19 protein-coding genes are annotated in these 18286 nt (G+C 32.8%); 13 read left to right on the top strand and 6 right to left on the bottom strand.

The features are described 5' to 3' along the window. The first annotated feature begins 95 nt into the window (after positions 1 to 95). Positions 96 to 770, top strand: a complete 675-nt coding sequence (locus tag ACHRVZ_RS06770; RefSeq protein ID WP_395421481.1) for an ATP-binding cassette domain-containing protein — start codon at positions 96 to 98, stop codon at positions 768 to 770. 7 nt (positions 771 to 777) lie between these two features. On the opposite strand, the gene ACHRVZ_RS06765 is transcribed toward ACHRVZ_RS06770, so the two are convergent. The 4 genes from ACHRVZ_RS06765 to ACHRVZ_RS06750 all read right to left on the bottom strand — a co-directional run bounded on the left by ACHRVZ_RS06765 (position 778) and on the right by ACHRVZ_RS06750 (position 4816). Continuing rightward, on the bottom strand, positions 778 to 1554 hold the full coding sequence (locus ACHRVZ_RS06765) for an alpha/beta fold hydrolase (RefSeq protein ID WP_395421480.1): 777 nt from the start codon (positions 1552 to 1554) through the stop codon (positions 778 to 780). A 208-nt stretch (positions 1555 to 1762) separates the two neighbouring features. Then, complete coding sequence (locus tag ACHRVZ_RS06760; RefSeq protein ID WP_395421479.1) at positions 1763 to 2662, bottom strand: alpha/beta fold hydrolase; 900 nt, start codon at positions 2660 to 2662, stop codon at positions 1763 to 1765. 7 nt (positions 2663 to 2669) lie between these two features. Then, positions 2670 to 3962 (bottom strand): aminopeptidase P family protein, encoded by a 1293-nt coding sequence (locus ACHRVZ_RS06755; RefSeq protein ID WP_395421478.1) that lies wholly within the window; start codon positions 3960 to 3962, stop codon positions 2670 to 2672. Between the two features lie 446 nt (positions 3963 to 4408). Next, positions 4409 to 4816 (bottom strand): helix-turn-helix domain-containing protein, encoded by a 408-nt coding sequence (locus ACHRVZ_RS06750; RefSeq protein WP_395421477.1) that lies wholly within the window; start codon positions 4814 to 4816, stop codon positions 4409 to 4411. A gap of 189 nt (positions 4817 to 5005) precedes the next feature. Between ACHRVZ_RS06750 and ACHRVZ_RS06745 the strand changes: the two genes are divergently transcribed. The 7 genes from ACHRVZ_RS06745 (at position 5006) to ACHRVZ_RS06715 (ending at position 9486) form a co-directional block, all read left to right on the top strand. Then, the gene (locus ACHRVZ_RS06745) at positions 5006 to 5458 is read left to right on the top strand and encodes a GNAT family N-acetyltransferase (protein ID WP_395421476.1); all 453 of its coding nucleotides are present in this window, start codon (positions 5006 to 5008) and stop codon (positions 5456 to 5458) included. Between the two features lie 15 nt (positions 5459 to 5473). Beyond that, positions 5474 to 6829, top strand: coding sequence for a polymer-forming cytoskeletal protein (locus ACHRVZ_RS06740; RefSeq protein WP_395421475.1), 1356 nt, complete (start codon positions 5474 to 5476; stop codon positions 6827 to 6829). Between the two features lie 17 nt (positions 6830 to 6846). After that, a complete protein-coding gene (locus tag ACHRVZ_RS06735) occupies positions 6847 to 7284 on the top strand; it encodes a GNAT family N-acetyltransferase (RefSeq protein WP_395421473.1) in 438 nt (145 codons plus the stop codon). Between the two features lie 80 nt (positions 7285 to 7364). Next, positions 7365 to 8099, top strand: a complete 735-nt coding sequence (locus ACHRVZ_RS06730) for a LytTR family DNA-binding domain-containing protein (RefSeq protein WP_395421472.1) — start codon at positions 7365 to 7367, stop codon at positions 8097 to 8099. A 105-nt stretch (positions 8100 to 8204) separates the two neighbouring features. Next, positions 8205 to 8780, top strand: a complete 576-nt coding sequence (locus ACHRVZ_RS06725) for a hypothetical protein (protein WP_395421471.1) — start codon at positions 8205 to 8207, stop codon at positions 8778 to 8780. Between the two features lie 77 nt (positions 8781 to 8857). Further along, a complete protein-coding gene (locus ACHRVZ_RS06720) occupies positions 8858 to 9229 on the top strand; it encodes a hypothetical protein (protein ID WP_395421470.1) in 372 nt (123 codons plus the stop codon). 77 nt (positions 9230 to 9306) lie between these two features. Next, positions 9307 to 9486: a hypothetical protein gene (locus ACHRVZ_RS06715; protein ID WP_395421468.1), complete on the top strand. Its 180-nt coding sequence runs from the start codon at positions 9307 to 9309 to the stop codon at positions 9484 to 9486. A 106-nt stretch (positions 9487 to 9592) separates the two neighbouring features. On the opposite strand, the gene ACHRVZ_RS06710 is transcribed toward ACHRVZ_RS06715, so the two are convergent. Further along, positions 9593 to 10954, bottom strand: coding sequence for a hydroxymethylglutaryl-CoA synthase family protein (locus ACHRVZ_RS06710; protein ID WP_395421466.1), 1362 nt, complete (start codon positions 10952 to 10954; stop codon positions 9593 to 9595). Between the two features lie 321 nt (positions 10955 to 11275). Here ACHRVZ_RS06710 and ACHRVZ_RS06705 point away from each other — a divergent pair, with 321 nt between their 5' ends. The 5 genes from ACHRVZ_RS06705 (at position 11276) to ACHRVZ_RS06685 (ending at position 16460) form a co-directional block, all read left to right on the top strand. Continuing rightward, entirely contained in the window at positions 11276 to 11941 is a 666-nt protein-coding gene (locus tag ACHRVZ_RS06705; protein ID WP_041518550.1) for a succinate dehydrogenase cytochrome b subunit, read from the top strand. Between the two features lie 11 nt (positions 11942 to 11952). Further along, positions 11953 to 13953 carry a fumarate reductase/succinate dehydrogenase flavoprotein subunit gene (locus tag ACHRVZ_RS06700; RefSeq protein WP_395421464.1) on the top strand — a complete coding sequence of 667 codons (2001 nt, stop codon included), beginning with the start codon at positions 11953 to 11955 and terminating at the stop codon, positions 13951 to 13953. Positions 13954 to 13999: 46 nt separating this feature from the next. Next, positions 14000 to 14746, top strand: coding sequence for a succinate dehydrogenase/fumarate reductase iron-sulfur subunit (locus ACHRVZ_RS06695; RefSeq protein ID WP_140508310.1), 747 nt, complete (start codon positions 14000 to 14002; stop codon positions 14744 to 14746). A gap of 148 nt (positions 14747 to 14894) precedes the next feature. After that, complete coding sequence (locus ACHRVZ_RS06690) at positions 14895 to 15668, top strand: DeoR/GlpR family DNA-binding transcription regulator (protein WP_395421462.1); 774 nt, start codon at positions 14895 to 14897, stop codon at positions 15666 to 15668. 24 nt (positions 15669 to 15692) lie between these two features. After that, positions 15693 to 16460 carry an amidohydrolase gene (locus ACHRVZ_RS06685; RefSeq protein WP_395421461.1) on the top strand — a complete coding sequence of 256 codons (768 nt, stop codon included), beginning with the start codon at positions 15693 to 15695 and terminating at the stop codon, positions 16458 to 16460. On the opposite strand, the gene ACHRVZ_RS06680 is transcribed toward ACHRVZ_RS06685, so the two are convergent. After that, positions 16457 to 18154 carry an Ig-like domain-containing protein gene (locus ACHRVZ_RS06680; protein ID WP_395422497.1) on the bottom strand — a complete coding sequence of 566 codons (1698 nt, stop codon included), beginning with the start codon at positions 18152 to 18154 and terminating at the stop codon, positions 16457 to 16459. The genes ACHRVZ_RS06685 and ACHRVZ_RS06680 overlap by 4 nt on opposite strands. Between the last annotated feature and the right edge of the window lie 132 nt (positions 18155 to 18286).

Below are 18286 nucleotides of genomic sequence, written 5' to 3'. Positions count from 1 at the left end.
ATTTCAAAAATGAATCTTTTAATTTTAAGTTATTTTCTAACTTTTTGTACGACGGTTTTAATTGGTTTACTTACATTTTTAATCAAAAAAATATTTTGAAAAAACACATTCTGGAAGTTGACGGAATTCGAAAGAAATTTAATGAAAGAGTTGTACTTTCTGATGTGTATCTGAAATGTGAAACGTCTGAAATTATTGGTTTGTTAGGAAGAAATGGTTCCGGAAAATCGACTTTGCTCAGGATTATTTTCGGGATCGAATCAGCGGCGGATAAATGTATTCGTATTGATTCAGTTTCGAAAAACGATAAAAATGTTTTGCTGAATGAAATCAGTTATTTGTCGCAAGAACAATTCATTCCGAATTATTTGACGGTACAAAAAGCGATTTCATTATCGATCGATAAAGAAAATAGTGAAGCTTTTTGCGAAGATGAATTTATTAAACCGCTTTTGAAGAAAAAAATAAGTCATCTTTCCGGCGGTGAATTACGTTATCTCGAAATTAAAATTGTTCTCTCGAATCCCTCAAAGTTTGTTTTGCTCGATGAGCCTTACAATGGTCTTTCGCCTTTGATGGTAGATAAAGTAAATGAAATGATTAAAGCCAATTCGAATAAAAAAGGAATTATTATCACCGATCATAATTATCAAAATGTTATTAGGATTTCATCTCGAATTATTCTGATTAAAGAAGGAAGAACACACACTATTAAAAATAGTTCTGAACTTGTTGAGAAGGGCTATTTGACAAGTTTGTCTTTTTTATAGCATTTTTTTATTCGAAAAAATCTAATAAAATGGTTTTGAGTTCTTCTTTGTTTTCGATGTGACTCATATGTCCATCTTCGAACGAAACCAACTCGGCAGTTGTGTCTTCAATTTGTGAGATACTATCTTCGTAGTTTAAAACAGGATCTTTTTTTCCTAAAATTAATAATACCGGAAATAGATTTTGTTGTAAAAGTTCTTCTCTGTCTTTTCTAATTTTCATTCCTTCGAGAGAAGCTATAATTCCTTGTAAAGGTGTTTTTAAAGCTTCTGTTTTTACATTTTCAATTTTATCAGCTAATCTTGCTCTGTTGTTTTCGCTGAATAAATTGGCAATTGCTAAGCTAACAAAACTCACGTAATTTTGTTTTACGGCTTTTATAGCGCGAGTTCTATTCAATTTTTTCTCGGCGCTGTCTTCTCTGGAAGTCGAATTGAGTAAAACTAATTTTTGAATACTTTTTGGAAATAATTCGGCGAAAGCCAAACCGACATAACCACCCATAGAATGACCTAGAATAGTAGTTTTTTCAATTTTTAAATGTTTTAAAACTTCATGAACGGCAGTTGCATTTTCTTCCATAGAATGCACATATCCCAGAGAGTCAGATTTGCCATGGCCCAATAAATCAATTGTGATTATGCGATGTTTTTCTGAAAAAAAAGGAACATAATCCTGCCACATTTTTTTGTTTTCCAGAAAGCCGTGAAGCAGTACGATCGTAGTTCCTGCGCCTGAATCTGTATAAGAGATTGTGGTGTTTTTATATAAAAGAGTTTTCAAAATGATGTTTTAAATTTATTGACGTAAACTGAAATTTTTGCCACGAATTTCACAAATTTACACGAATCAAATCAACTTCAAAAATAGAATTACACGAATTTTACTTATTCGCACAATTTACAGAAAGAATAATTAGTGAAAATTTGTGCAATTTGTGGCAACATTTTTAGTAAAAAAAACGGCCTTCATTTCTGAAAGCCGTTTAGTTTTATGATTTTAAAAAGGAATTTATTTCCGAGAAATATTTTTCTTTAGCATCCAGCCATCCGTAATGTCTGCAGTTTTCGAGCAGAATTAGTTTTGAATTTGGAAGCGTTTTATGAGCCAATTCTCCAATTTGATTACTAATAACATCCTGTTTTCCCTGAATAATTAAAACCTGATTTTTAAAAGTTTTCAATTTGGTTTTGCAATCAAAATGAATCTTTTGCATATCATCCCAAAGTAATCCGTTTATTTTAGAATTTCCCTGAGTTAATCTTTCAGCAATTATAGGAACATATTTTTGATCGTAAACATAGGCTGGCGCCAAGGCTCTTCCGCGTCCTAAACGCGTTTCGTGCGAAGTGTCGCCTTTTTCAATTTTAGCATTCCAGTAATTCAGTGAATCTTTTTCGGCTTTAGTTAGGTTTCTTTCGATAAGATTTTCTGTTTTTAATAAAGTCAAATCAATTCCTCCAGACGATGAAAAAACTAATTTATCGATACTATTTGGATAAATCGTTGCGTAATAAGACGCTAACATTCCGCCAAAAGAATGACCCAGAATATTCCACTTTTTAATTTTCAGATGTTTTCTTAACGACTCAATATCATCAGCCATTATTTTCATCGAAATAGTTTTAGAATTCAGATCTTTCAACTTCGATTTTCCGGTACCTCTTTGATCGTAGATAATCGTTTCTTGATTTTCTGCCAGAGTTTTAGCCATATCTTCAAAACCATTACTATTCATTCCCGGGCCACCATTGATGATCAAAAGCGGTTCGCCTTTTCCGAATGTTTTATAATAGGTTTTGCTGGAATCGCTGTTTGTAGAATAACCTTCGGTTTGAGCGAAAGTATTTCCTAAAACCATCAAAAAGACCAATAGAAAAATCTTTTTCATCTCAGAATTATGAGTTCATTAAACTTTCGATTTCATCCACTTCAACCGGAATATTGCGCATCAAGTTAAAAGGTTCTCCTTTTTCCTGAACCACAACATTATCTTCTAAACGAATTCCGAATTTTTCATCTGGAATATAAATTCCTGGTTCAACCGTAAAAACCATATTGGCTTTCATTGGTTCGTGAAGCAATCCGTAATCGTGCGTGTCAAGACCCATGTGGTGAGACGTTCCGTGCATGAAATATTTTTTGTAAGCAGGCCATTCCGGATTTTCGTTCTGAACATCGGCTTTATCAAGTAAACCTAAACCTAGTAATTCAGAAGTCATAATTTTACCCACTTCAAAATGATATTGTTTCCAAAGCGTTCCTGGAGTCAACATTTTTGTCGCTTCGTTTTTCACTCTTAAAACAGCATTATAAACCGCCTTTTGTCTGTCAGAATATCTTCCTGAAACCGGAATTGTTCTTGTCATATCGCTGGAATAATTTGCATATTCGGCAGCAACATCTAACAAAATTAAATCTCCAGCTTTACATTGTTGGTTGTTTTCGATATAATGTAAAACGTTTGCATTGTTTCCAGAAGCAATAATTGGCGTGTAAGCAAAACCTTTAGAACGGTTACGAATAAATTCGTGAGCCAATTCGGCCTCGATTTCATATTCGGTAACATTTGGTTTTACAAACGACAATAATCTGCGGAAACCTTTTTCCGTAATATCGCAAGCTTGTTGAATCAAATCGATTTCTTCGCTTTCTTTTATAGAACGAATACGTTGCAAAATTGGGTTGCTTTTGGCAACTTGATGAGCAGGATAACGCTCTTTCCACCATTTTACAAAACGAGCTTCACGCGTTTCAGTTTCAACAGTTGCGCGGTAATGTTCGTTGGTATTAATGTACATCGTGTCTGCATACGTCATCATTTCGTTCAAAATTTTATGAAAATCTTGCAACCAATAAACAGTTCTAATTCCAGAAACCTGAAAAGCACGTTCTTTAGTTAGTTTTTCACCTTCCCAAACGGCAATATGATCGTTGGTTTCTTTAAGGAAAAGCATTTCTTTTTGATTCTCATAAGGCGCATCCGGAAATAAAAGCAAAATACTTTCTTCCTGATCAACACCGCTTAGATAAAAAATATCTCTATGTTGTGCAAACGGCAAAGTACTGTCGGCGCTAACTGGGTAAATGTCATTTGAATTGAAAACGGCAACAGAATTAGGTTTCATTTCTGCCGTGAATTTTTTGCGGTTTTTTACAAAAAGAGCGCTGTTTATTTGATGATATTTCATAATAATGTGAGTTTTGAACTTCGAATTTCAAAATTAGTGATTTTTGAAGAAGTAACACAAAATTGAATTATTAAAGTTTTCTTATTTGTACAAGATTTTTTCTCTCGGAGATTAGGCAGATTAAGCAGATTTATTCTTTTTATTTTATTGTGTTTTAATCGTAATCTTTGCCATTTCGATCCCGAAGCTTCGGGATCGAAATCTTTGTAAGTAGCTTGATAAAGATTGATAAGCGCAAAGTTCTGTCATTTCGACGGAGGAGAAATCACACTAGAAACTCGACAAAGATTGGCGATTCTCTTTGCAGAACAACGAGTTCGATTTCTCCTTGCGTCGAAATGACAATGTTGAGTAAACCTGTCAGGTCTGTCGATGCTAAATTGTGTCCACAAAAAAACCGAAGCCATAAAACTTCGGTTTTTCTATAAATATATCTTTCTAAAAAATTATTTCTTATCAAGTAACTTCTCTAAAAGAGCAGATTTATCTTTTTCAGACTGAAGCAATCTTTCATAAAGTTTAGTATTCTGTTCGATAGATTCTAGAAGTTTATCTAATGGATTAAAAGTACAGTTGTTATTTTTTATTGAAGCAGAATCATTATGATAAGTATTCCCAATAATATTAAAAACCGCTTCTTCAGAAAAGTTTCTTATCACTTCGGCAGGCACGCCCAAAGCATCGGCAATTGCTTTTAGTTTTTCGTCGTCAACACTTTCGCTTCCTTCAATAATCGAGATAGATTGCTGTGTAGTACCAATTGCTTGCGCAAGAGCTTCCTGTTTCATATCTCTTAATTCTCTAATTCGGCTAATGTTGCGACCGATATGTCTTGGTTTTATTTCTGTGCTCATAGTTCAAAGATATTTAAAATTCTTTTACCTTTTTGGTTTTGGTAGAAAACAAGTCTTTGTTTGTGAGATACATTTTGCAAATTATTTTCATTGTGTAAAAATACAACTTTTCTTACTATAGCGAAAATAAGAAGATTGTGAAGTAATGACAATATTGTGTAATATTGTTTTTAGAAATAACTAGAAGTTATGATAGTAGAAAAAGCAAGTACAAAAGACCACGAAATACTTACTGAAATAACCAAAAAGTCAAAAGCTTATTGGGGATATTCTGAAGAGCAAATTTTAAAATGGAGTAATAATCTAACAATTACCCAAGATTACTTAAAAGATAATGACGTTTTTAAACTAATAAATGACAATAAAATTGTTGGTTACTACTCTTATATTATTGAAGAAGAAAAGAATGTAATACTTGATAACTTATTTGTACTGCCGGATTATATTGGAAAAGGATTAGGGAAATATTTAATGACTGATTTTTTGAATAGAATGAAAGAAAATCAAATCAGAAAAATAACCCTGGATTCAGAACCAAATGCTGAAAGTTTTTATTCAAAAATGGGATTTGTGAAAATTGGTGAATTCGAAACCTCAATAAAAAATAGGTTTATGCCAATTATGGAATTGAAAATTAAATAGTTGAAGAAATAAAAAATGCAGAATTCAAGTTTTAAATTAGTAACAATAAAAGAAGTCAAATCGCAATTTCCGTTTTTAATAGATCATGAAGGATTTGATTATTTTGACGAATGGGAAGATCAGGATTTCTTTCTTGTAGCAAATCAAGAGGTAAGTTTTGAAGGTGATTTCTATCTGGACCTTTATGAAGTGAAAGAGAAAAAATGGCTTTCGAGCATTCTAAATATGTCAATAAAAGAAATTGAAAAAATACGAATTGAAGGGGTTTTAATAAATGGAAATTTCTCTACAAACGGAACTATTATAAATGCCGAAGGCGATTATGGACCGTATGTTTTTATTAACGGGAATGTTACTTGCCAGAGTATGTTATTAGGCGGTTCGTATGTTGAAATAAAAGGGAATGTAAAAGCCAAAGAAGTTGTAATGACATCTTATAATCACGGAAATTTTAAATGTTCTGGTATTATTGAAGCTCCGGTTTTTATGGTCGAAGATCATAATACAACTTTTAAAGAGCGAAAAAATGACTTGTTTTATTACAATGACAGGGCAAATGACTTTGAGGCTAAAAATGATTGCGAATTTGACGACGAAACTGACGAAGATATTCTATCAATTGAATTGCGCAAACATCTTGAAAATCCGTTAATAGAAACTTTTGAAGAGCTTAAACGTGAATTAGAAAATGGAGAATTGGTTTTAAAACAAAATAATCCGCCTTCTAAACCTTATGAATATTGGGAAAATAGAGTGTCCTCAAATTATAGAGATTTAAAAGTAGTTCCGCCACAATACAAAACTCGCGAATTGTGTGAGCTGGCATTAAAAACTACATTTCATGCATTGCAATATGTTAATCGGGAGTTTATTACACGAGAGCTTTGCCAAAGATTGGTTGATAAAGATGGATTTGCGATTCAGAAAATACCAGACGAATTTATAACAGAAGAACTTTGCTTAAAAGCGGCTCAAAGTGGAACATTAATTTCGCTTATTCCACGTAAATTTTATTCTGAAGAACTGATTTTAATAACATTCAAAAACGGTAAACACGAACCCAGTATAAATGATGTTCCTTCTGAATTTATTACTGAAAGTTTACTCGAAGAATATGTAAAAATAGGTAAAGGTTTATGGCTCGACAAAGCGTGCAAAGAAAATGAAATAGATAAATTGGTTGTTTTAAAACGAGTTATTGATTCCGGAATAAAAAATACTGATGCTGTTTTTGGGAATCATTTCAGTAAAGAAGTTGTTGATTATGCTGCGTTTGTTTATGATAATGAAGAATTTAAAAACGAATGGAAAAATTACATTCAAAAATATAAGGTTAAATTTGAACGTCTTGGGTTGAATGAATATTTCTAAACTTGCTAAATCAGATTATGAAATCACAAGTTGAAATAAGAAAAGTCGAAAAACAAGACCTGGATTTTGTCTACAAAGCAATATGCGAACTTGAAAATGAAACTTTAGATTTCGAAATTTTCAAAGATATTTTCAACGAAAATATTTCGAATCCTAAGAATCTTTATTTGTTGGCAGAAATTGAGAATGAAGGTGTCGGGTTTATTAGTTTTCATACACAAAACCTTTTGCATCATTGCGGATTAGTGGGTGAAATTCAAGAGTTTTTTATTCATCAAAAGCATAGAGGAAAAGGAATTGGAAGACAATTAATCGAAAAGATAAAGCAATATGCAGATCAGAATAACCTAAAAAGTATTGAAGTTACTACAAATAAAAGGCGAGTAGAAAATGTGTTGATTTATGAAAATCTTGGTTTTGATTTAACGCATAATAAGTTTACTATTTATAAGTAATAATAAGCAAATTGGTTTGATTTGTGATTTCTCCCTTCGGTCGAAATGACAAGAAATTACGATTAATAAAACCCGATCAAATGAAACAACTAAACACATCTATAAAACAGAATCTAATAGTAGGTTTGCTTCTTGGTTTATGGATTTTTATTTTTGCTTTTATAATAAGACCTTTTGATGACGGAACTGTAAATTTTCGATCTTGGTTTTTAATTAGCGTTGGTTTTAGTCTATTGGCATTTTTGTGTTATGCAATTCTTGCTGTAATTCAAAAATGCGTCTATGAAAAAATATCAAAATGGAATGTGGGATTAGAAATAGGAAGTATTGTTTTCTTTCATTTTATCTATTTAATTAGTGTTTACGCCTATTATAAAAGTCCAATTTTAAATGGAGGTTACAGTTTTGGAGATTTTTTCGTTATTATATTTATCAAAGTCGGTTTTGTTTTAGCTCCCGTAATTATTCTTGCAAGAAGATATTTGATTAAATTGATTCCTATAAAAGACGATGTTTTAGATATTAGAGGAGAAAATAAATTAGATGTTTTGAGAATCAATAAATCTGATTTGGTCTGTGTTTCAAACGCTCAAAATTATGTCGAGATTTTTTATACTGAAAACGGAAAACTCACTTCAAAGTTAATTCGGACTTCACTTAAAAAAATTCAGGAAGATTTTGATTTTTTAATACAAATACATCGTTCTCATTTAATAAATCCGATGCATTTTAAGTCGTGGAGAAGTCAAAACACAATTATTTTAACTCAAATTGAACTTCCGGTTTCTAAAAATTATAAAGCAACTTTGCTATAGCTTTAATTTCGTACCTAAAAACGATGGTTTTGTACCAAAGCCTACAAAATAGGGATTTACGAAGGTTTTTCATTTTAGTTTTGTCTCATCAATTTTAAATTAATTATGAAAACAAAACACATTTGTCTCCTCGGATTATTATTTTTCCTGATCAGTTATTTATTCTTTTCTAAAGTTTTGCCCAACTTTCAAAAACCAATCGATTTTGCGCATTGGTTTAACTTAGTTGGAGCATGTTTATTATTGTCATTTAATCGCGTATTTCCTGAAAATAGATTAAATTCTGTTGCTTCTTTCATTACTGCTTTAGGAGTTATTGCTCATATTGGGCTTTGTACAATCGACTTAATAATGTCGAGTTTTGGGAATAATGATTTTGCTAAAGCTGAATTGAGTAATCAGATTCGTAATACGGCATCTATTTTTTATCCGTTTATTGTGGTTGGTCCGTCGTTACTTTTTATTGGTTTGTCAGTGCACGCTTTAAACTTTATAAAAACTAATTTGGCAAGTGCTTTAATGGTTATTCTTGCCACGCCTGCAATTGGTTTTTCTTTTTTTGTACTGAAAGACGGAATTTACATGTTGCTATTTTGTGTAATTTTTGTTGCGGGATTAGCTTTGTTGCTTTATAGAAAAGAAAGTGAACAAGTATTGATTAATGAAGAAGTTCGTAAATAGTATTGTGCTAGAATCAAAGCTCTTAATTTAATTTGTATTTTCGTTTGGCTGAAAAACACTAATTCAAAGTAAATAAATTGAATAAACGTCTAAAATACCTAATCTCGCTCTTTCTGGTTTTTGCCATGATTGCGAACGATGGTACGCTAGATTCTCCATCAAAATCAGCCGATTATTATCAGTCTTCATATGTAATTGCGAAGAGAGAATTAGATTTTAAAACTTCTCGTTTATACAAATTCAGTCAATCAACTTCTAGTGTAAAAACAATATTCTCAATTGTTTTAAATTATCTTAAGGTTGAAGATGTTTTTAGTTTTCAAATTGCAATAGTTTTCAAATTGCAGAAAGTACTACGTCAAAATATAAAGCCATTTATAAATCAGTCTGTTTTTGTAAATGAAATAATCACTTCAAATAATTGCTATAAAAGTTTATACACGGCTTAGAGTATTCTTTTCTAAGTATTTATGCTATTTAAAGCATAAGATGATAAAATAATGTCTAATCATTTATCATTTTCAAAATGTATAAACACAAAAATAAAACACGTTTAGAGCAATCTAAGCGACCACTTCATTGGTTGAAAAGAAAAATAATTTTAATTATGACGGCCTTTATGTTAGGTATGGCAAACGGAATGAATGTGCAGGATCAAGCATTAAAAGGAAATCAAAATTATACTGAACAGCATAAGAAGGATTGATTTTTCTAATTAGAAAATAAGTCAATGATATAATTAGAAAATTCTTTTGACTTTTAGACTTTGGCATAAAAAAAACCGAAGCAATTTGCTTCGGTTTTCAATTAATTTAATCGATCCATTTGTAATAGCGCGCACCAATTAAATTAGGAATTTCTTTTTCGATTCGATCTAAAACCCATTCGTTTTTAGGAGTTCTAATGCTTTGTTTTTGTTCTTTTTTATGAAGGCTTTCGTAAGCTTCAAAACCAATTTCTGTGCTTTCTTCTAAGTTTTCAAAAAGCTTTGTTTTGGCTAAAGCCGATTGCCATTCCGGTTGAATCGTTCCTTCAAAAACTTTCGATTTCGATCCGCTTCCGTAAGCAAGGAATCCAAATTTAGTTCCGGCAACTTCTTGTTTTGTATCATAATAATGAGCCAAAGTCGATAATAATCCCATGAAAATAGAACCCGTATATAGATTCCCAATTAGCGATGAAGCCAATTCTGCAGGTTGCAATTTGTCGGTTACAAATTTTCTGTACTCATCAGATTTTCCAACTTCTTTAATTTTAGTTTGATAATCTGCTGGTTCGATATTTTCTGCAATAATTTTATCAGCGTGATCTAAAGCATAGATCTCAGACAACATTCTGCGTCCCTGAAAAGAATACGGAAGATGCATGATAATGCTGTTCCAGGTATTGTATAAAGTTTCGGTAGTGTTTTTTAATTTCTTGAATGAAAAGTAAGCATTACGCGTACGATCCATATAACATTGATTCGAATATTGTCCGTCAAAAACCGGTTGGTCTTTATGAATTTCAATCTCGGCTTCTAAATTGTCGAACCAAGTATCGTTATTTTCGTTTTGTGTAATCGCAGCTTTTGAGATGCTTCTGTAAGGTTTAAAGAAATCAAAAACACCTTTTGTGCTTATTGCCCAATTGTCATCAAAAGCAATAATTCTAGGATTCGATGTTACAAGCATTGCCAAGGCTCCAGCACCTTGAGTGTATTCTCCGGTTGAATTTAAGTCGTATTTGGCAAAATCAGTTGTAACGACAATTGCTTTTTTAGTTGGATTTAATTTTACAAAATCGATGCAGTTTTGTAGCGCATCAACACCGCCAATACAGGCAAAAGTAAAATCAACCACATCGCATTCGGTTAAAGAATCTTCGCCAAATTTTTGTTCCATTAAACTAATTAAAAAAGAACTAATTGGTTTAGAGCTGTCAATTCCGCTTTCAGTTCCAACATAAATCCGGCTTATCTCGTTTAGGTTTATTTCGTTTTCAAGAATTAGTTTTGTTAAAGCGTTTGCTCCAAAAACTACAGCATCCTGATGAACGTCAGGCAAAGTCATTTTAATTAATCCGAGTCCTTTTTCTAGTTTTTCGGGTTCAATATTTCTGGCAATTGCCAAAGTCTTTATGGGTAAATGTATGTTGGCTACATCAAAAGAGATAGCATCAATTCCTGTTTTCATTCTCATTTTTTTTGAAGCCGATAAAGGTAAAATTATGCTATTAAAATTCACTTGTTTTCGGTCATTAAAATTCATGATGACTTTATTTTTGAGGAAAAGAAGTCAAAAAGCAGTAAAAAATAACAATTTGGTAATTATATAAAAACCAAGATTCTGTTAAAATAGCTTTGTAATAAACCCTAGTTTATTGTTTTTAAATAATTTGTAGAATTATCGAAGAAAGCTCTTTAAAATCATTATAAATAACAACGAAATGGTTGTAGTTCATGTCTAATTGCTTTATTTTTGTATAATTTTTTAAAACAAACTACTTAAACAATTATGGCACAATCTGCACTATTGAATGCTTCCATCTTAAAGAAAGTGGCTATGGCTCTTTCGGGAATATTCTTAATCACGTTTTTAGCGCTGCATGTTTCCTTAAATTTTATTTCTATTATTAGTGAAAATGTTTTTAACGAAGCATCTCACTTTATGGGATACAATCCGCTGATTCAATATGTAATGCAACCAGTTTTAGCAATCGGAGTAATTTTCCATTTCGTAATGGGATTTGTTTTGACTGCTCAAAATAGCGCTGCAAGACCAATTGCTTATGCAAAATACAATGGAGCAGCGAATGCTTCTTGGAGCTCAAGAAATATGATTATTTCTGGGTTGGTTATTTTGGCTTTCTTAGGATTGCATTTCTATGATTTTTGGTTTCCTGAAGTTACCTATAAATATATTGCAGGTACAGCACCAGATGCCACAAGGTATTATGGAGAATTAGTTCATAAATTTCATGATCCAATTCGTACAGGTATTTATTGTATTTCATTTGTGTTATTAGGGTTTCACCTTTGGCACGGATTCAGTTCTTCTCTTCAATCAGTAGGAATGAACAATAAATATTCTAGATTTTTAAGTAAAATCGGTTATGGCTTTGCGGTAGTAGTACCAGCACTTTTCGTCATAATCGCATTATTTCATCATTTCAATAATTAATATAAATTATAATGGCATTAGATTCAAAAATTCCACACGGCCCAATATCGGACAAATGGACAGATTATAAAGATCATATTAATTTAGTAAACCCTGCAAACAAACGTAATTTAGATATTATCATTGTTGGTACTGGTTTGGCTGGAGGTTCAGCTGCGGCTACTTTGGCTGAGCAAGGGTATAACGTAAAAGCTTTCTGTTTTCAAGATTCACCTCGTCGTGCGCACTCTATTGCAGCACAAGGTGGTATCAATGCAGCAAAAAATTATAAAGGTGATGGTGACTCAGTTTACAGATTGTTCTACGATACTGTAAAAGGTGGTGACTACCGTGCACGTGAGGCAAACGTTCACCGTTTGGCTGAAGTCTCTGCTAATATTATTGACCAATGTGTGGCTCAAGGGGTGCCATTGGCTCGTGAATATGGTGGACTTTTAGATAACCGTTCTTTTGGAGGAACATTAGTTTCTCGTACTTTTTACGCACAAGGACAAACCGGACAACAATTATTGTTAGGAGCTTATTCTGCAATGAACCGTCAGATTGGTCGTGGAAAAGTAAAAATGTACAACCGTCACGAAATGCTGGACATTGTTATCGTGAACGGAAAAGCGAGAGGTATTATCGCTCGTAACTTAATCACTGGAGAAATAGAAAGACATTCTGCTCACGCGGTAGTAGTTGGTTCTGGAGGATACGGAAACGTATTTTTCCTTTCAACAAATGCTATGGGAAGTAACGCAACAGCAGCTTGGAAAATACATAAAAAAGGAGCGTTTTTCGCAAATCCTTGTTACACACAAATTCACCCAACTTGTATTCCGGTTTCAGGAGATCACCAGTCAAAATTGACTTTGATGTCTGAATCTTTACGTAATGATGGTCGTATTTGGGTTCCTGCAAAACAAGAAGATGCTAAAGCAATCCGTGAAGGAAAGAAAAAAGCAACTGATTTATCTGAAGCTGAGAGAGATTATTTCTTAGAAAGAAGATATCCTGCTTTTGGTAACTTAGTACCTCGTGACGTTGCGTCTCGTGCTGCAAAAGAAAGATGTGATGCTGGTTTTGGTGTTAACAAAACCGGAGAAGCTGTTTACTTAGATTTCGCAGCAGCGATCAAACGTTACGGAACTGAAGAAGCATTTGTAAAAGGTTTAGATGCTAATGATGCTACATTGGTAACTAAATTAGGAGCTGAAATCGTGAAAAGTAAATACGGAAACTTATTCCAAATGTATTACAAAATCGTTGACGAAGATCCTTATACTACACCAATGATGATTTACCCAGCGGTTCACTACACAATGGGTGGAACTTGGGTTGATTATAACTTAATGACTACAATTCCTGGATGTTTCTCAATTGGAGAATCTAACTTCTCTGATCACGGAGCAAACAGACTTGGAGCTTCTGCTTTAATGCAAGGTTTGGCTGATGGATATTTCGTATTGCCTTATACTATTGGAGATTATTTAGCTCCGGATATTAAAATGGGAGAAATTTCTACAGATTTACCAGAATTCGTAGCAGCAGAAAAAGAAGTAAAAGATCAAATCGATAGATTTATCAATAATAAAGGAACTCATTCTGTAGATTATTTCCACAAGAAATTAGGAAAAATCATGTGGGATAAAGTAGGTATGGCTCGTAATGCTAAAGGATTGTCTGAGGCTATTGTCGAGATTGCTGCTTTACGTGAAGAGTTTTATAAAGATGTAAAAGTTCCTGGAAGCGCTAACGAATTTAATCAGGAATTAGAGAAAGCGACACGTGTTGCCGATTTCTTAGAGTTAGGAGAATTGTTCGCGAAAGATGCATTGCACCGTAATGAGTCTTGTGGAGGTCACTTCCGTGAAGAATACCAAACAGAAGAAGGAGAAGCACTTCGTGATGATGAAAACTTTGCATACGTTGCAGCTTGGGAATACAAAGGAAAACCAAGTGATGCTGTATTACACAAAGAACCTCTAGTTTACGAAAATATTAAATTAGTTCAAAGAAGCTACAAATAGTATTTAAAAAGTTGATATACTTTTTAATACTTAAAACTTATACAAAATGAAACTTACATTAAAAATATGGCGTCAGAAAAACGCCCAAGATAAAGGGGGAATTGTTGATTACCCAATCGACGGAATCGAACCAGATATGTCTTTCCTTGAAATGCTTGATGTTCTTAACGAACAATTAATCAACAAAGGAGAAGAACCAGTTGCATTTGACCACGATTGTCGTGAAGGAATCTGCGGTATGTGTTCATTATTTATCAACGGAGAAGCGCACGGACCAGACAGAGGAGTAACAACTTGTCAATTACACATGCGTATGTTTAAAGATGGTGATACGATTTTTATCGAGCCATTTAGAGCAAAAGCTTTCCCTGTAATTAAAGATTTAGTTGTTGATAGAAGTTCTTTTGACAGAATTCAACATGCAGGAGGATTTATTTCTGTAAACACTTCAGGAAATACAATCGATGCAAATACAATTCCGATCAACAAACATGATGCAGATAAATCATTTGATGCTGCTGCTTGTATTGGTTGTGGAGCTTGTGTTGCAACTTGTAAAAACTCATCGGCAATGTTATTCGTTGCGGCAAAAGTATCTCAATATGCTTTATTGCCACAAGGTCAAATCGAAGCTGTTGATCGTGTTTTAAACATGGTGCATCAAATGGATCACGAAGGTTTTGGTAACTGTACCAATACTGGAGCTTGTGAGGTAGAGTGTCCTAAAGGAATTTCTCTTGAGAATATTGCACGTATGAATCGTGAGTATTTATCAGCAAGCTTAAAAGGATAGTAATACATTTAGTTTTAAATAGAAAAACGCATTCATTAAGTTGAATGCGTTTTTTGCTTTTTATCTAGTCCGGAGGTTTGCTGTCAAATTGATTAATTATAAAATTGCGCTAATTGTTTTACATTTGTATTTATAAAAATGAATTCTAATGAATGAGAGTGAATTAATAAATTATACCAAGGAAGAACGAAAAAATCATATTCTAAAAGAGATTAACCTGCATACTCGTGTGAGTTTCGAAACCCTCTCGGCTAAGTTAGGCGTTTCTGAAGATACGGTAAGAAGAGATATTAATGAGCTCGAATCAGAGTCGTTATTGATTAAAGTCAAAGGCGGTGCGATGACCAAAGCATATCATTATTCTTCGTCGAACCAAACTTATGAAGTCGAATCGAAAAAGATCATTGCTCAGAAAACGGTTAGTTTGCTGCATGATGGTATGGTTTTATTACTTGATGGAGGAACAACTATTAGAGAGTTTATCCAATTAATTCCAAATGATTTGAATCTGACTGTTTTTACTATTACAGTAGTAACGGCGGTGCAGCTTTTAGATAAACCCAATATTAAAGTTATTATGATTGGTGGCAGTATATCGTCTTACAGTCAAATGTGTGTAAGTGGCGAAGTATATCATCAATTGGCGAATATAAAAGCTGATTTGCTGATTTTAGGAACAAATGCATTAGATATTGACGGTGGATATTCTGATTCTGATTGGGAAACTGTACAGGTGAAAAAAGCGATGATTAAGGCTTCTAAAAAGACTGCGATTATAACTATTACCGAAAAGCTTAATACGGTGCTTAAAATGAAAATTGCGAGCCTGTCTGAGGTTGATTATATTGTTACAGAAGTGGATCCTAAAGACGCGAAATTAAAGTCTTATAAAACGGCTTTCCCTGATTTAGTTCTTATTTAATCTTATGTTTAAAAGATTGTCAATATGAAAATAGCACTTATTCAAACAGATTTGTATTGGGAAGACGCTCTTAAAAATAGAATTAACTTCGAATCGAAAATAAATCAAATCGATTCGAGTGTTAATCTGATTGTACTTCCTGAAATGTTTTCTACTGGTTTTACCATGAATGCGTCGGCAGTTGCTGAAAGTATGCAAGGAGAAACTATTCTGTGGATGCAATCAATGGCAAAACAAAAAGATTGTGCTATAACAGGAAGTTTAATTATTTTCGATAATAACCAATATTATAACAGAATGTTATTTGTTTATCCGTCAGGCGAAATTCAATATTATGACAAGCGTCATTTGTTTTCGTTAGCGGGAGAAGACCTTTTTTATACTGCAGGAACACAAAAAGTGATTGTAGATTATTTAGATTGGAAAATCTGCTTGCAAATTTGTTACGATTTGCGATTTCCGGTTTTTGCACGAAATGTTGAAAATTACGATTTGATTTTATATGTTGCCAATTGGCCCAAAGTACGAACTAATGCTTGGGATGCTTTGTTGAAAGCGCGCGCAATCGAAAATTTAAGTTATGTTGCCGCTGTAAACAGAATTGGTCTTGATGATAATAATTTTGAACATATTGGACACTCACAATTAATTGACTTTTGGGGCAATTATATTGTAGAGCCACAAGAAACTGAAGGTGTTTTTGTGGCTGAGCTCGACAAAAATGCGATGATAGAAATGCGAAAAAGGCTCAACTTCTTGAATGATAAAGACGATTTTGAGATTAAAATTTAGAACGCTTTACTCTTTTTCGCATCCTCTTTTCTCTTTTTCTCCTCTTGTTTTTTCTCTACTTCAGGATTAAATGGAACGCTCAAATCAATTGCTTGATCCACATCCCAATTCATTCGCACATCTACACTTGTTTGATAGTAAAAGACTTCTTCGGCGTAGGTTTTGTTTAAATAACTTCCTGAGTCGTAGACTTTGTTTTTGTTATCGTCATAGATTATTCGAATTGTGAATTTGTCAGGAACTAACAAATTAAATTCAAGTTTTGTTTTGCCTTCAGAATAATCACTGGCATATACAACATCTCCCTTTGCATTGGTAGCTTCAACAATTATCGGGAAACGTTTTACATTTTGTAAATTCAAGACCAGATTTCCATAGTCAGCATATTCTTTAGTGCCTAATTTATAAGACAAAGTATCGTTTGATTTTTCGTAGAAATCAGTCAAAGCGCCTGGGAAAAAGGTAATGTCATATTTTTCCATTGGTTCTTTTTTGAAATCGAAATAGAGTTTTTGCTCAAATTCATCGTATTCAGTGGTGAAAGCTACAGCAAGAGAATCTTTATTGATCAATTTTATTTTTGATTTGTCGAACTTAACCAATGGAGTTGCCGATTCTAATGTGAATCGCTCTCTAAAATTCAAAATTCCACTTTGAACAGGTGTAATATTCAAAGTATCTTTCTTTTGGTCTTTAATCTTAAAATTGAATTTTTTATCAAAATGGTCTGCTTTTACATCCATCGACAATGAATCGGTTTTGTCTATTTTAAATGGTTTGAACCAAACTTGTAAAGAGTCTTTTTTAGGAAAAGCAGTAACAATAGATTCAAGAGTCTCACCGTTGTGTTTTAGTGTGATTTTTGGTTTAGAAATTTTGAAGTTTTGTTTCCCTTCATAAGGAAGTAATAATCTGTTTCCTGATGCCTGAATTGGTTTTAATGCTTTTAGTGGAACTGTTTCTTTAAATAATTCTATCTCAAAAATAGTATCATTAGGTACCGTAATAAAATGTTTGATAAAACCTATTTTATCATCTTTTGGGTTGAATCGGTTATTGGCTCCTTTGTCTTTCAGGGCCATTAAAAGGTATTTTCCAGCCTTTAAATTCTCTAATTTAAAAGTTCGTAAACTATCCAAAGTGCTTGTGATATATCTTGGATTTTGTTTGTAAATCACAGAATCTTTAAAAGTGTCATTGACTTCATATAGCATTACGGAAACAAAATTATCTACGTTTTTTTCGTAAGCATCTTTAATTCTTCCGCTAATTGAAAGTGAATCTATGTAGGATCCTGTCGAAAATATATATTTGAATTGATTAATCGCGTTTCCTTCGTTGTTGTCTGCGATACTTTGCCCGAAATTAAAACTGTAAGTTGTATTTGGCTGTAAAGTGTCTTTTATTTTTATTGTTATTACTTTACTTGCATTTGTGGGTAAAATCAGCGGCTCATGTTTCATTGGAGGAGAAATAATAAGCTGCTTGTTAAGGTTTTTAAGCTTAACATATTCATCAAAACCTAAGATGATTTCATTTCCTTTAAAATCAGTACTGTAGTTTTCGGGTGAGCTGTATTTTAAAACTGGGGCCAAAGTATCTTTTAGTCCGCCGGTAATGCTGCCTCTTTTGGCGCAACTCAACATTAAAAATACCAATAAAAATGCAATATATCTGAAGTTGTTTTTCAACATAACGGTTTCTGAATTTGATTGCACAAAATAACGATTATATTTGCTTTAATTGAAATTTTTTATCCATTTATTAGGATTTGCAACTTTGAGCTTTTCCTGTTTTTTTTGAATTTCAAATCATCAAGAATATAT

The sequence above is a fragment of the Flavobacterium sp. FlaQc-57 genome (genome assembly GCF_044007395.1).
Lineage (GTDB): Bacteria > Bacteroidota > Bacteroidia > Flavobacteriales > Flavobacteriaceae > Flavobacterium.
Note: the sequence above shows the minus strand (reverse complement) of the source record. Positions and strands in the feature narration are given on the sequence as shown.

Coding starts and splice junctions, on each gene's coding strand:
- ACHRVZ_RS06745 (WP_395421476.1), top strand. CDS start 5,006: ATGATAGTAGAAAAAGCAAGTACAAAAGACCACGAAATACTTACTGAA.
- ACHRVZ_RS06700 (WP_395421464.1), top strand. CDS start 11,953: ATGGCATTAGATTCAAAAATTCCACACGGCCCAATATCGGACAAATGG.
- ACHRVZ_RS06730 (WP_395421472.1), top strand. CDS start 7,365: ATGAAACAACTAAACACATCTATAAAACAGAATCTAATAGTAGGTTTG.
- ACHRVZ_RS06690 (WP_395421462.1), top strand. CDS start 14,895: ATGAATGAGAGTGAATTAATAAATTATACCAAGGAAGAACGAAAAAAT.
- ACHRVZ_RS06695 (WP_140508310.1), top strand. CDS start 14,000: ATGAAACTTACATTAAAAATATGGCGTCAGAAAAACGCCCAAGATAAA.
- ACHRVZ_RS06760 (WP_395421479.1), bottom strand. CDS start 2,662: ATGAAAAAGATTTTTCTATTGGTCTTTTTGATGGTTTTAGGAAATACT.
- ACHRVZ_RS06710 (WP_395421466.1), bottom strand. CDS start 10,954: ATGAAAACAGGAATTGATGCTATCTCTTTTGATGTAGCCAACATACAT.
- ACHRVZ_RS06715 (WP_395421468.1), top strand. CDS start 9,307: ATGTATAAACACAAAAATAAAACACGTTTAGAGCAATCTAAGCGACCA.
- ACHRVZ_RS06740 (WP_395421475.1), top strand. CDS start 5,474: ATGCAGAATTCAAGTTTTAAATTAGTAACAATAAAAGAAGTCAAATCG.
- ACHRVZ_RS06735 (WP_395421473.1), top strand. CDS start 6,847: ATGAAATCACAAGTTGAAATAAGAAAAGTCGAAAAACAAGACCTGGAT.
- ACHRVZ_RS06725 (WP_395421471.1), top strand. CDS start 8,205: ATGAAAACAAAACACATTTGTCTCCTCGGATTATTATTTTTCCTGATC.
- ACHRVZ_RS06685 (WP_395421461.1), top strand. CDS start 15,693: ATGAAAATAGCACTTATTCAAACAGATTTGTATTGGGAAGACGCTCTT.
- ACHRVZ_RS06750 (WP_395421477.1), bottom strand. CDS start 4,816: ATGAGCACAGAAATAAAACCAAGACATATCGGTCGCAACATTAGCCGA.
- ACHRVZ_RS06680 (WP_395422497.1), bottom strand. CDS start 18,154: ATGTTGAAAAACAACTTCAGATATATTGCATTTTTATTGGTATTTTTA.
- ACHRVZ_RS06705 (WP_041518550.1), top strand. CDS start 11,276: ATGGCACAATCTGCACTATTGAATGCTTCCATCTTAAAGAAAGTGGCT.
- ACHRVZ_RS06755 (WP_395421478.1), bottom strand. CDS start 3,962: ATGAAATATCATCAAATAAACAGCGCTCTTTTTGTAAAAAACCGCAAA.